Source organism: Sulfolobus sp. A20 (assembly GCF_001719125.1).
Lineage (GTDB): Archaea > Thermoproteota > Thermoprotei_A > Sulfolobales > Sulfolobaceae > Saccharolobus.
Window position 1 is genome coordinate 707,897 of sequence record NZ_CP017006.1, and the last position, 13,828, is coordinate 721,724.

Below are 13,828 nucleotides of genomic sequence, written 5' to 3' on the forward strand. Positions count from 1 at the left end.
ATATAGGGGATAAAAAATAAAAAACTTTTAACTTGATATTGCCGTCACGTTAGTATACACCAGGAATGATGGGTATAATGATATTGCAGGTCCACCAGCAAATGGTACTGCAAACATTACTACAGTATGAGGCTCACTTGGAGTTGATAGACTTACTACCTGATATGTCTGTATTGGCACTTGCAATACTACACCAGGTCCTAAAGTTGGTGAGTATACTGTCTGGAACGCTGGAGTACCTGGTACTGGTGTCCCAGTAGTCACATTAGATCCTAAGAATACTACAGTCTCTATATAGAATGGATAGGAGTATGTTATTGTACTCGTTACTTGTATCACTATATACTGGCTAGTTGGACTTAACACTAATGGTGAAGTATAGTAATAGAACACCTTGTTAGTTGCAGACGGAGTAATAGTTACACCTAATGGTGATATCCTTATTGGAGTATTGTTAAATGCACCTAAAGTAGTCGTTCCACTTACAGTTCCATGAGTGACTGGATCTTGAACCGTGAAAGTCACATTAGATGATAATGGTAAAGCAGTGTATGGTCCAAAGTGATATCCAGCGTAAGTGTACAAGTTAGCAGTACCTATTGCTACCTTATTGGATCCTAATACTACATACATTGTCCCATTAGGACTACTTAATGATCCTTGGGCTACGTATAGGTTAACTACTGGTCCGAAGAACTTCCCGGTCTGAACTCCAGTTTCAGTTAATGTAGGTAATAGGTTACCCTTATAGCTTGCTACAAACATGCCATCCATGTAAACTATAGTACTTGCGTTAGATGGATTGTACATTACTTGAGCAGTAGCGTATTTACTAGTTATCATCACGTTGACTATAGGTATACTTACTAAGCTAGTTGTAGATATGTTAGCAGCGTTCAAATCAACTACAGTAGCTTCTGGCTGTTGCACTATAGCATAACTTATCTCCACTGGTACACCCGTAGTCGCGTTAATGTAGTGAGCAGTTAATATCCACTCAACAGATCCAGGTACAACAGGTGCAGTTACATAGAAAGCTCCAACAGTTAATAGAGTCTTGCCAGTGACATAAGCCCCACTTATAGTATCGTGATAAGTAACCATTAAGTAACTCCCGTTCAAAGCGCTTACAGTAGGTAATCCTAATAATGCAGCTAAAGCTGTAATATTGAATACTGTTCCTTCAAATACTGGGCTACATTGCGATAACTCTCCTAAAGTTGTAGTTACTAATAACTTACTGACGTTTGTTGGGCTCAGTATTATAGACTCAGTTACACCGCTCGGAAGCATGACTTGTATAGCTGTTATATTTCCAACATTGAATCCATTCTCATTAAGTTCTATTATTCCGTTTATTGGTCCTAAGGATATACTTGAGTAAAACTCATAATAGGAATCATTAACTCCAAATGGCATATATAACTTTCCTACTGGGAATACAGATGGCATTACGAGCTGTGGTGTGACATTAGCGAAACTAATCGTCACATTAGACGTGTGGAATTGACCAGTTGTGTTATAGTAGAATAGTGTTGCGAAGTCTGGGCTTACATAGAATATTACTATCTTAGTATTTAGCAAGTATTGTAATGGTACGTATACGGTCACGACGTACTCTGGTACAGATGAATTGGTTATTAAATTAGTAGTTACCATATAGCTGGTCCCTGGCTCAAACTTAAACGCTATTGGATAAACGCCAGATGGTATAGTTGAATATGTGAATGGCACGACTTGTCCTTGTAGGCTTATCGTAAACGATACTGGAGTTGTTGTAGCATTAGGTAATGGTCCGACAGTAGTATTAAACTTTAGCTTCGTACCGTTGTATATTGCCACGTGCAGACCTGCGGCATAATAAGACGCTAAAGGCGGAGAGCTCACCTTATCCCATGGTCCTATCGTGCTAGGGTTATTAAACATAACGTTATTCTGTATAGTATCAAGCACTGAACCGGCATCTTTAATCTGGACTAGTGTATACTGATTATCACAAGTTAGGTAATCAATTGAGGATGGCGGTGTTGTGTAATACGTCGGTAATGCTATATAAGCTCTGAAGTTACCTGCTACAATCTTATCGCCTTTATAGTCAACACCAGTTACTGTTACAGTTGCGGATGGTCCCCATATATGGAATATTACCAAGAAGATGTATCCTAATTGCATCACTATGAACTTTAGTGGCATCAATACGTTAAATGATAAGGAAGTCCCTAGGATAGTAGTAGTAGCCTCACCAAAGTTGAAGAAGTGAACAAGAGGTGAGGATAAAGCTGATTGTAAGTAGGTGTTGAAGAATGAGAAGTTGTAAACATTATATTTAATAATATTACTAATACTAGATGAATTTAGTTCGTATTCATTGACTGATCCATATAGTAGATAGTTCCCGCCTGACGTGGTGAAGTTAGCAGTTATTGTAAACGCTACAATTAATGACGGGAATCCTACGTAGAAGTTCATTCCATTATCCACTATTAACGAAGATATCGGAGCACTTATATTAGAAGTTAGGTTAATCGGTACCACTGGAGTTATGAAGAACGTAAAGTTTTCTTTAACACCTGTATGTGGCAAGAAGAAGAATATAGTACCGTTGAAGATGTTTGCTCTCAAAGTAGCACTACCATTAGTGTACAAGAACCCATTAAATATTGTGTTTAATTCTCCACTGAAATAATAGTGACCGGGTGGGGTAACGTTTAACTCTCCTACATAGATGTTAGTTCCAGACTGTAAAGTACCAGTAACGTTTTCATGTGCTGTAACATTCAAATTGCCGTTGAATTGTAAGAAGGGTGTCTGGCTAGATGGTTCGTATACAATTGAGTTGTTCATTGGCAAGAATGATCCTACAAATTTTGGTGCGTAGAAGTTAGCTGTGACATCTTTATTATAAGCGTTAGAGGACGCATTGGTTGCATTAGCTACTACAAACCATTCTATCACTGCTGGGGCTTGTGACGTATAAGTTAATGTAAAGTTAAATGGTGTAGTACCAGTAGTTATTGCAGGATCATAGACACCTATAGTAATGTTACTTCTACCCACTGCTTGTACATAACCTGGGTTTGGAATAACTCCAGCAACCTCAATTGGGTTTACTAATTGTCCAGGATATGTAACTATATGGACTACAGTAATAGTGTAAGTATATCCAGCATATGATATTTGTATAGTAGAACCTGCTGGTAACGAAGCTAGACTCGTATAACCCATATTACCCACAGCTTGATATATTATGTAATTTAGACTGAGTACGTTTATAGTTCCATTAAGATATACAGTTTTGTTCAGATAATTATATAAATTACTAATTACACCTAAACTATTTATCTCAAATGTGCTAACTGCTTCTGTACCAGTAGATGGAGTAGTGGATGAACCGGTAGGACTTAGTACTATAGCAACTGATGCATTGTTATAATAAAAGTAAGTAAATTGGAAGTCATTTTGATTTAATTTAAACGTGCCTGTAGGTCCACCTTTAACACTTACTGTAAACGTTATGGCTTCAGCTGTGTAATTATCTGCAAGACCATAATCAAAAGCTTGAGCTACTTTGGCTACTGTGCTGTTAGAGTATATATTAAAGAATAGATTAATGTAAGATGTGCTAGTATTAGGTAACTGAATGACTTTAGGAACTGTGTATGTAGGTGATGCTGGGTTACTTGAAGGAATTGCTGCTTCTGTTGTTAGCATTAAACTTGGTATTATACCTAAAGTAGATATAAGGAATACGGAAGCTAGGATTAGACCTAGGGTCTTATTCATACTACATCTACTTATGCCATTTAAGAAATACTTTAAAAAGCTTTGTACACAGCCAGAATTGTTACTTATAAAAAAATTAAAATCACTAAAGGAGCTTAAAAAGAACATTTAGCTTAGCATTCAATCAAAGCTATGGTATTTTGACTACTAGATTAAAGTAATAACGACTAGCTCTCTGGCCTCCTCCTCGCCCTAAAGGCGAGGGTTATGCTGAGGCATAAAGCGTCTCTACCCTTTATAGGAGTTACTCCGTTTGATGTTACTAGGAACGATAGGGTCTTTTTCAACGTATTAACAACTTTCCTTATCCTCATAATGTTTGAAGCACCATTAACGTCACTACGAAGCTTATGACCTAAAGGGCAATTAAAAACCCCCTAGGCTTCCTACTCATTATAACGTTTAGACAACAATTTCATCCACCCCCATATTCCAACTTATGCCAATAGATTTCGAGTAAATTGTGTTGAAGAATATTTTTAACCATCTCGTTATTGTGTTTTTGTTAATTTCCATATGAAGTCCATGCTTGCTTAAGCTTCTGAACACTTACTAAGCTTGCCAAAAGTTTTAAACAAAGAGAATGCCTTATCGTGTAACCTTATCCCTCCAATTCTCAAGCTTAAAGAAACTACATGAAGAATTAGCCTAGATTCGTAATGCCTAACTCACCATTAACCCTCATCAACGGGCAAATGATCCCCATGCTTAACATTAACCTTGATCTCGTAATTAACATTAGCCAACTGGGAATAGTCTTAGTACTATAGTTCTTACACTCCCCTTTGGTATTGCAGGAGTGTTTTCAGCTACCCATCTTCATTAAGTTGACTAGAAGGGATAAAAGACAAGGTGTTTTTTTTTATTTAAAAAACATTACCTCGTCTTAAAAGGTGAGGTTTTCTTTTTCGTTTGTAAGAAAAGAGGGAGTTGTTGTATATTGACTATTATATTGTCCCATATTACAAATTTTTATTATCATAATTACTGAATAAAATTAATACTTTCAATCTATGTAAATTGAAAAGTAGTTATTTTTATAAAACGTCATTACCACCTTATCCAGAACTGATTCTCTGCCTAGTATCATTTCGGGGATTATAGGCAAGTTAATGCTATTCATATCAAACGAAACTACAGAAATATTAATAACGTTTTCTAAGATCTTGATTTTAGCCTTATATCTTTCCCTCCATAGGCCGTTAATAGAGACCACATCGAGAAAGGAACTAGAATGGAAACAATTCTTAATCCTTTCTTCGCTGAGTAAAGAATATCTACTACCAGAATCTATTAGTCCCTTTATTCTCATCCAAGAGTTGTATTTAGGACACTCTACTTCAACGTCTATAAGGGGTATTTTATTTCCCATAATGTCGGAAAAACTGAAAACCTTTAAATTAGGCTTTATATTTGACATACAATATTGAGAAATCCTTTCTTTTATAACCTTTTCTTTTCATTTCCTCTATTAATTTCCCCTTATCCTCTGAAAAGCCTAAGATCTCATCACCCCTAATAGCAACATACTTACCAACAAGCTTAACATCATTAATTACCAGCATATCTATCATATTGTAATTTCAACGAATTCACTATAAAAACATACGTTTTTGAAAAGCGTATAACTAATTATTAACTCGGGCAATATTGGGAACTCGTATCCACTTAGATCTACTATATCAGCTTCTACTTCTCTCTCTACTACACCTATAGATAGATGTATTTTATTTTTCAAATAACATTCCTCAGCTAAAGATCTATCTACAAAGTTTTTGAAAAAAGGAGAGAGTAATGCTTTAACATTATACATTTCATTGTCACGATTACATAAAATTTTTACATCAATAATCGGCACTTTGTTACCGTAAAAGTTTATGTACTCAAATCTAATCCTTGCTGGAATATAAACTATTGAATAACTTAAAATATCTACCCCTTTTCTTTTCATTTCCTCTATTAATTTCCCCTTATCCTCTGAAAAGCCTAAGATCTCATCACCCCTAATAGCAACATACTTACCAACAAGCTTAACATCATTAATTGATAACTCTTCCATATTTACTTTAATCGCATAGAGAAAAAATAATCTTATTGCTATCTGAAATAAGCTAAGAAAATTCATTAATATAAATATTCCCTCTGTGATTATCTACGAAACATAGCTTAGAAAGAATGGATACTAATTCCTTACCGTTAAATTCTCAAAACAGTTAATGGTACAACTACTCATATAAAATTCATACAGTTGATCCGAATTTCTCATCATCCCAGAAGAATCTAACCTAATTTTACGACTTAGGGACTTGACTATTATCTGACTTCCTCCCTTTAGAGGCTAACCCCATCGATTCGAAGTTGCATCTCTAATGTGAGGAGCAGCCGAGAGGGTCAGATAAACCTTTCCATTTACATAATAGATGTGTTTTTACTTTAAAGCTTCTTTGTCATCACTTTGAAAGGTCGAGCTTTTCTAAATTTGCTTTAGCCATGCCATATCATCATAATTTTCTATCTCCCCGTTAAATCTCATTTAAGATCAATCTTATTAGTTTCTTAATTTGGAAGAATGAATCTGACTTCCTCCCCGCCCTAAAGGGCAAAGCTTTTATCACTTTGTAAAATAGGAATTTTCAATAAATTATTTAGCATAACTGTAGTCAGCTTATTACCTGCTCTTAATTGGTCCCTACATAGCCTTAGGCTCGTTTATGGAAGTTTAAAGCCCCACGGAGAGACTTAGCCCTTTCTACCTTAATATGAATGTGTAGTGGGACTCATTAGAGTCTTGTCTTACGGTACTTAGACTACTCATAAGTGTTTCCTTCCTACACTCGTAGCAATATTCCCATCAAATGCAGCTATGCATAAACCTTCCAACTCTCGAGAAAGTGTATATAAAAAATAGCACTACATTCATACGTATAGGTCTAAGTAGCTTATTAATCTAATAAACGACTATTAGAATATTATTTTATTGTAGAAAAGGGGATTTAGCTATAAAGTATTCTTCTTTAAGGGTAAAAAGGGTTGCTAAACTTCATAAACTCCCTCAATTTATTTCAAAAGTATATCGTTGTAATATTATATTCTTGGAACGAGATTTTGTTCCTCCCTAAACTTTTTTGATAGACACATTTTCTTTTTTAAGCTTTAATTGCAGAAAGGGACAAGACTAAATATGGCTTATAGGGTTTTTCTCTGTTGGACAATACAAGATTCGTCAAAGAGGGAATAAGTATTACGTCTATATCGTAGAGAAGGACGAGAGAGGTAACGTAAAGGAAACTTACGTTGGACCTTTAGATAAGATCGTCGAAACTTATCTCAAATTGAAAAATGGAATCGGGGGCGTGGGGGTATCCCCCACAGTGGACCGGCCGGGATTTGAACCCGGGACCTCTCGGATGCCAACCGAGCACTCTTCCAGGCTGAGCTACCGGCCCATTTTTATGTAGGCTTTCTGAATTTTAAAAATTTATGGGCCCGCCGGGATTTGAACCCGGGACCACGACGACCCGAACGTCGCATCCTAGTCCAAGCTAGACTACGGGCCCCCATATTTTATATTTTCGTAAGCGTTTATAACATTGATGTCTAAGCAAGAAGATGTTTTTAGCTATTATGTTATCGATACTATTGGGAAAAGAATAGCTGGGGATATAGTTTGGAGTAAGGATAGTGCAACGTCGTTGAGAAAATGGAGAGAATTGTTTGGGATTTCTCAGGGAGAAATTGCTAGAGAGATGGGTATTAAGCCTTCTGTAATAGCGGATTATGAAAGAAGTAGGAGGCAGGCGGGAAGTGAGTTTATCAGACGTTACGTTTCAGCCTTAATCTCAATAGACTCGAAGAGGGGGTATAAAGTGATAAAGGATTTATCCAAAATGTTTGGTATAAATTATCCGTTCATAGTCGATATGGGGGACTTCTCCTATCCTAAAAGCATAGATGAAATAATTAGGGCTGTGGACGGGGTTCTCATTAACTCTTACGTTACCGATAAGAAGGTTTATGGTTATTTAGTAACTGACAGTATTAAGGCTATTATAAGTCTAAGCGGAATGGAGTTTTATCAAGCTTTATCATTAATGGTTAACAAGGTCGTTGTCTTCACGAAAGTGAGTAGTGGTAGGTCACCTATGATAGCTCTAAAAGTTGCTCCTATTAAACCACCTATCGTGGTCTTTCATAGACCGGTTAATCTAGATCCCTTAGCCTTAGAACTGAGCGAGAGCGAAAATATGACTGTCATAGTCTCTACTAAGGCCCATGAGGAGGATTTAGTTAAGGGTTTGAAGTCTCTCCTTGTAGAAACATGATTGCTTTAGCTATATCTCCATTAGCCTTGACTAGGGCTTCTCTTGCCTCATTTTCGCTTTTTCCAGTTTGCTCCATTATGAATCTCACATCTTCTTCTCTTATAGACGTTTGTTGTTCCACTTTTTTGACTTCTTCTCTTATATTCTCTCCCATTACTAAAATTGCTGAAGTTCCCATGAAACTAGTTTTAGCTACTGTAGGATTCTCTATTATAATGTTCTTGTCGGGGGTTTCTATTATTACTCTAATAGCGTCTATTTGTTCAGTCTTTATTCCCATTCTTTCCATTTTTTTCAAGTCAGATGGCTTAATCTTAGCCATACATAAGTTAATTGCTAGAAGTAAACTTAATAGTTTGCGGTCATACAATTTTCATAAATGGATTACTTTCTGAAAATATTAGGTGGAGGAAGAGAAGTAGGAAGATCGGCGATTGAAGTAAGTAATAGTGACTACAGTGTAGTAATGGATTATGGTGTTAACTTTGATGAAAAGGATAATCCAAATTTTCCTTTACAAGAGACTCCTAGTAAGGTAAAAGGTTTCATTGTCTCTCACGCTCACTTAGATCACGTGGGTGCTCTTCCAATATATCAATTAGGCTCTCTAAACACTAAGATATATGGTACTGTTATAACCAGAGTTATAACAGAAATCATGTTAAAGGACTTTCTAAAATTATCGGGACCTAAAGTTCCATTTGAGTGGGTTGAGGTTAGAAAAGCTATGGACAACTTCATGGCAGTTGGGTATAATGAAGAGTTTGAGTTGGAGGGATTAAAAGTTATTTTATCTGATGCTGGGCATATACCCGGATCTGCAATCGTAAAAGTAGTTTCTGAGAAAGGAAATGTTGCTTTTACTGGTGATATAAACTTAACGGAAACTAAACTGATGAGACCAGCTGACCTTAATGCATTAAGGGATGCTAATGTCTTAATTACTGAGTCAACTTATGGAAGGTTCAATCACCCTACGAGGAAGAGCGTAGAGGACGAGTTCTATGAGAAGGTATTAGAAGTAGTTGAGAATGGAGGTACTGTTCTAGTTCCAGCTTTTAGTTTGGCTAGAAGTCAAGAAGTTTTATGCGTATTAGCTGAAAGGGATTTTCCATATCCAGTCTATTATGATGGAATGTCTAGGGAGATAACTGAGTTAATGCTAGGCTTTAGAGAGTACTTGAATAAACCAGATCTGTTAAAGAAGGTTTACGATAAATTTAATTACGTTAAAGGGTGGGATGATAGGCATAGAGCGTGGAAGGAAAGTGGAGTGATAGTAGCTAGTGCAGGCATGTTAAAGGGCGGTCCAGCAGTATATTATTTTAAAAAATTAGCTGAAAATCCTAAAAACGGTATTTTCCTAGTAAGTTATCAAGCAATAAATACACCAGGTAGGAAGTTGCTAGAAACTGGTAAGTTTGATGAATATTCTCCATTACTTAAAGCTAGATTTGAAATATTTGATTTCTCAAGTCATGCGGGCAAAGATCAATTGCTGGAAATCGTTAAAGCTTCTAACAACTTAGAAAAGGTTGTACTAGTTCATGGTTCTTATGATAATCAACAACACTTAGCAGACTTAATAAAAGAGAAAACCGGAGTTGAAGTTATTATTCCTGAAAATGGACAAGAAATTAAGTTGTTTTAACGTTATTACTCGTTAATTATCTGTCTTAATGGATGTATTTAAGTTTGTAGCTTCGTAATTAAGATGATATGATCATACTATTTATCCATGCGTCTAACTTCGAGTTTAATGTAAAGGAAAGAGCTATAGAAAGTGCTGAGGAACCAAAAATATCATCTTTGAAAGTTGAAAATACGTTAGTTTGTTTCACTACTGTGGAAAAAGGAGATGATTCTGAAATTGTGAAATTAGCCGTGAAAAATATTTTAGACGTTCTAGAGAAAGTTAAAGCTGAGTCCGTAGTAATTTACCCTTACGCGCACTTATCTTCAAACTTAGCTGAACCTAAAGTTGCTATAAAAATTCTAGAGGAACTAGAGTCTTCTTTAAACGTTAAGACCTTCAGAGCACCTTTTGGATGGTATAAGGCTTTTTCAATAAGCTGTTATGGTCATCCATTGAGTGAATTATCAAGAAGGATAAGAAAGGTAGAGGAAGTGGAAAAGAGTGAGGAATTAAAGTATTGTGAAAAATTCGGATTTCCCAATTCGGCAGAGGCTACTTTCATGAAAAGGGCTATGATCGGTTATCTTAGAAATACGTTTAAACCGATTTATGAGGTGGAAAATGAAGAAGACGTAGAAGAAGGAGTTATGAGCGTAATATATAAATATGTTGAGGGAGGAAGAGTCTTACCTTGCATAAATGAGAATCCGCGTTTATTGGTGATTTATGGTGGTGTTAAAGAATTAGATCTTCCGAAGGAATTCAAGGATAGTAAAAATTCCATAAGAATATGGTGGATTGATAACAATAGGACTTATATCGACGTAAATAGGCTTATATACTACATAATTCTAGATAGCGTTAATAAAACCCAACCCCCCACATTACCAGATTGGTTAAGTCCAATACATGTGAGGATATTGCCGGTTAAGAAGGATTTCTTGAACTACGCAACAAATTTGGCTGAAAGATTATCAGCTAAGGGGGTAAGAGTTGACGTAGATGACCTAGAAGATGGTTTGGGTAATAAGATTAGAAGGGCTGGTACTGAGTGGATACCTTATACAGTGATCATAGGGGAGAGGGAAGTAAAGACTAATTCTCTCACGGTTAAGATTAGGGTTAGGAATGAGCAAAGGAGCATGACTGAAGAAGAGTTAGTTAGGGAAATAAAGGATGAAGTTATGCAAAGGCAAAACGTTCCTCTCTTGTACTCAAAGAGGGGGAAAATTATTGGTAGTGGTAGAGGCTAAAGTTCCGCTAAAGCTGACACTTTTTGGTGAACACGCTGTAGTATATAATAAACCAGCAATAGCTATGACTATCTCTGAGAGCTTGACTGTAAGGGTTAGCGATAATGACAAGTTCGTCTTAGTCTCACCGTCTTTGCACGTGAGGGGAGTTAAGGTCGACTTAAATGAAATGAAAGTGGAGAGCGATGAAGCTAAGAAAGTGTTAAGGTATGTGATCGAGGTCTTAAATTATTTTGAGATGAAGAAACCAGCTAGGATAGAGATAGATTCCACAGTAGAACCATCAGTGGGTTTAGGAACTAGTGCTGGGGTAATAGTCGGTACTGTTTCCGCGTACTCTAAGTTCCTAAATATAGACTTGAGTAAAGACGAAATAGCACATATTTCTCATGAAATAGAGCTAAGAGTTCAAGGTATTGCAAGTAGGATGGATACTTATACTGAAACTTATGGAGGGCTGATTTATTTCCCTGAGGGGAGCAATGGATATGAGATAATAAGAGGAAATGTTAGCATTACAGCTGGATATATTAGGAGAAGTATGACTACTGCTGACGTATTGTGGAGAGTCAGAAGGATTAGAGAATATGATAGACAATTATTTGATTCAATAATTAGTGCCATAGGCGAACTAGTAGATAGGGCTAAGCTGTTAATTATGGAGGGAGGCAATGAAGACGAATTAGGTCTATTAATGTATGTAAATCATGGATTGTTATTCTCTTTAGGAATTACTTCTCCAGAAGTAGATGAAATAGTCTCTAGGGCTAGACAGTTAGGTATAAAGGGATGTAAGGTTAGCGGAGGAGGTGCTGGGGGGAGTATAATCTGTATAAAGTCTAATGAAGCTGAGGTCTTGCTAAAGAGTTATAATGCAAAAATTATCAACACTTCCCCAGTGAATAGAGGAGTAACGATTACAGTAATCAATTAGACTATTTTCTCTTTGAATCTTTATTTTCAACTTTTTCCTCCCTATATTCGAAGTTACTCTAATAGCTGATGGGTCTTATTTGTTTGGGAAAAATCTAATTTACTTCTTCTACTTTAATCATAAAATGTGTGTGGAATAATAGGGATAGTATCTAATGAGGAAAGTGATCAGATGGCGGATATTGTGATATCTTGCCTTAGTAGACTTGAGTATAGGGGTTATGATAGTGTTGGTGTTGCTTCGCTCTCTACTAGTATAGAGATAAGAAAGGCTAAGGGAACTGTAGATGAGGTGGTTAAGAAAAAGAGAATTTCTGAGATGAGAGGTTACGCTTTTTTAGGCCACACTAGGTGGGCAACTCATGGACCGCCAACAGACTATAATGCTCACCCTCATTCAGATTGCAAGAACGAGATAGCTGTAGTCCATAATGGTACGATTAGGAACTTTAAAGAGTTAAAGGATGAATTAATCTCTTTAGGACATGTGTTCAAGAGTGATACTGATACTGAGGTAATACCACATCTAATTGAAGAATACATGAAGAGAGGAATGGACTCGTATCAAGCATTTAAGAGCGCAATAAAGACTATTCAAGGAAGTTATGCTATTTTAGCGATAATAAGAGGAGAAAAGAGGATTTTTTTCGCTAGAAAGGATAATCCTTTGATAATTGGGATAGGTGATAACAAGAATTTCATTGCGAGCGATATTCCATCATTTCTGCCTTATACTAAAAAGGTAATAATTATAGAAGATGGTGAATTAGGATATATTACACCTAATAGTATATATATTGAAGATAATAAAGGGAATCCGGTTAACGTCTTATCAAGAATTAGAAACATTGAGTGGGACGCTTCTTCAGCTTCAAAAGAAGGATATCCGCACTTCATGATTAAGGAAATTCATGAAGAACCTACTGCCGTAAAAGACACTGTATCAGGCTTTTTAAATGATATGGAAGTAGTTAAGGAAGTAGCTGATGAAATTAAGGACTCGAATAGACTTTTCGTCATAGCAGCTGGCACGAGCTATCACGCTGGATTATATTTTTCATTGAAATTGGCAAGAGAAGGATTTACTGTGATTCCAATAATAGCTTCTGAGTACTATGTTTATAAAGCTAGAAAGGGTGACGTTGTATTAGCAATAAGTCAAAGTGGTGAAACACTAGATGTGAAAATGGGTATAAAGAAATTTAGGGAAGAGGGTGCTAAAATAGTATCATTAACTAATGTTATGGATAGTGCAATATCTAGAGAAAGTGATTATAAGCTTTACATGAGGGCTGGTCCAGAGATTGGCGTAGCAGCAACTAAAACTTTTACTTCAGAATTGGCATCACTTCTCTTCTTGTACTCTACGATTAAGGGAGAAAGTGTAGATTATCTATTCAACGCTCATGAACTAATAAGAAATGTGATAACTCAAACAGAAGGTTTAGCAAAGAAAATTGGTGAGGAATTAGCTAATAAGTCTAACATTTATTATCTAGGCAGAGGTCTTGATTTACCATTAGCTATGGAGGGAGCTTTAAAAATTAAGGAAATAGCTTACATACACGCTGAGGCATATCCTGCTGGGGAAAGTAAACATGGACCAATAGCCTTAGTTGAAAAAGGCTTTCCTATACTCTTCATTAACAATGGGGAATTGACTGAGGAGTTGGAGAAGAACTTTCAAGAGATGAAAGCCAGATCTGCAGTTACGTACGCCATCAGCGTGAACAAAAGTTTACAATTTTCCGAGCAAGAGATTTTAATTAATGCCGATGAGAGATTAGCTGGAATAGCTATCTCTCCAATTATACAAATGATAGCGTACTATGCCTCTGTGAGAAGAGGTTATAATCCAGATAAGCCTAGAAATCTAGCCAAGACTGTTACGGTTGAGTGAA

The 13,828-nt window shown here is 36.3% G+C and carries 11 protein-coding genes, 2 tRNA genes and 1 pseudogene; 6 read left to right on the top strand and 8 right to left on the bottom strand.

Annotated elements, in window-relative coordinates:
• Positions 1–27: 27 nt before the first annotated feature.
• From BFU36_RS03885 to BFU36_RS03895, 5 genes are all read right to left on the bottom strand, one after another.
• The gene (locus tag BFU36_RS03885; protein WP_069282361.1) at positions 28–3,783 is read right to left on the bottom strand and encodes a glycosylated S-layer protein, SlaA; all 3,756 of its coding nucleotides are present in this window, start codon (positions 3,781–3,783) and stop codon (positions 28–30) included.
• 167 nt (positions 3,784–3,950) lie between these two features.
• Positions 3,951–4,097 carry a hypothetical protein gene (locus tag BFU36_RS13785; protein ID WP_156770054.1) on the bottom strand — a complete coding sequence of 49 codons (147 nt, stop codon included), beginning with the start codon at positions 4,095–4,097 and terminating at the stop codon, positions 3,951–3,953.
• A gap of 692 nt (positions 4,098–4,789) precedes the next feature.
• Positions 4,790–5,203, bottom strand: a complete 414-nt coding sequence (locus BFU36_RS03890) for a hypothetical protein (protein ID WP_069282362.1) — start codon at positions 5,201–5,203, stop codon at positions 4,790–4,792.
• On the bottom strand, positions 5,184–5,357 hold the full coding sequence (locus BFU36_RS13790; protein ID WP_156770055.1) for a DUF5678 domain-containing protein: 174 nt from the start codon (positions 5,355–5,357) through the stop codon (positions 5,184–5,186). Before BFU36_RS13790 ends, BFU36_RS03890 begins: the two co-directional genes overlap by 20 nt.
• The gene (locus BFU36_RS03895; protein ID WP_069282363.1) at positions 5,354–5,842 is read right to left on the bottom strand and encodes a DUF5678 domain-containing protein; all 489 of its coding nucleotides are present in this window, start codon (positions 5,840–5,842) and stop codon (positions 5,354–5,356) included. Before BFU36_RS03895 ends, BFU36_RS13790 begins: the two co-directional genes overlap by 4 nt.
• Before the next feature lie 1,192 nt (positions 5,843–7,034).
• Between BFU36_RS03895 and BFU36_RS14180 the strand changes: the two are divergent.
• Positions 7,035–7,127, top strand: a pseudogene (locus BFU36_RS14180) (putative integrase); the annotation flags it as partial.
• Between the two features lie 28 nt (positions 7,128–7,155).
• Here BFU36_RS14180 and BFU36_RS03900 read toward each other — a convergent pair.
• Positions 7,156–7,229, bottom strand: a tRNA-Ala gene (locus BFU36_RS03900).
• A gap of 35 nt (positions 7,230–7,264) precedes the next feature.
• Positions 7,265–7,340: transfer RNA gene (locus BFU36_RS03905), tRNA-Pro, on the bottom strand.
• Positions 7,341–7,376: 36 nt separating this feature from the next.
• Here BFU36_RS03905 and BFU36_RS03910 point away from each other — a divergent pair.
• Positions 7,377–8,105, top strand: coding sequence for a helix-turn-helix domain-containing protein (locus tag BFU36_RS03910; protein ID WP_069282364.1), 729 nt, complete (start codon positions 7,377–7,379; stop codon positions 8,103–8,105).
• Here BFU36_RS03910 and BFU36_RS03915 read toward each other — a convergent pair.
• Positions 8,071–8,427 (bottom strand): nascent polypeptide-associated complex protein, encoded by a 357-nt coding sequence (locus tag BFU36_RS03915; protein ID WP_069282365.1) that lies wholly within the window; start codon positions 8,425–8,427, stop codon positions 8,071–8,073. The two genes, BFU36_RS03910 and BFU36_RS03915, sit on opposite strands and share 35 nt — an antisense overlap.
• A gap of 57 nt (positions 8,428–8,484) precedes the next feature.
• Between BFU36_RS03915 and BFU36_RS03920 the strand changes: the two genes are divergently transcribed.
• From BFU36_RS03920 to glmS, 4 genes are all read left to right on the top strand, one after another.
• Entirely contained in the window at positions 8,485–9,756 is a 1,272-nt protein-coding gene (locus BFU36_RS03920) for an MBL fold metallo-hydrolase (protein ID WP_069282366.1), read from the top strand.
• 68 nt (positions 9,757–9,824) lie between these two features.
• Positions 9,825–10,994 (top strand): threonyl-tRNA synthetase editing domain-containing protein, encoded by a 1,170-nt coding sequence (locus BFU36_RS03925; RefSeq protein ID WP_069282367.1) that lies wholly within the window; start codon positions 9,825–9,827, stop codon positions 10,992–10,994.
• On the top strand, positions 10,981–11,928 hold the full coding sequence (gene mvk, locus BFU36_RS03930; RefSeq protein WP_409349235.1) for a mevalonate kinase: 948 nt from the start codon (positions 10,981–10,983) through the stop codon (positions 11,926–11,928). Before BFU36_RS03925 ends, mvk begins: the two co-directional genes overlap by 14 nt.
• A gap of 126 nt (positions 11,929–12,054) precedes the next feature.
• Positions 12,055–13,827, top strand: a complete 1,773-nt coding sequence (glmS, locus tag BFU36_RS03935; protein WP_069282369.1) for a glutamine--fructose-6-phosphate transaminase (isomerizing) — start codon at positions 12,055–12,057, stop codon at positions 13,825–13,827.
• Position 13,828 lies beyond the last annotated feature (1 nt).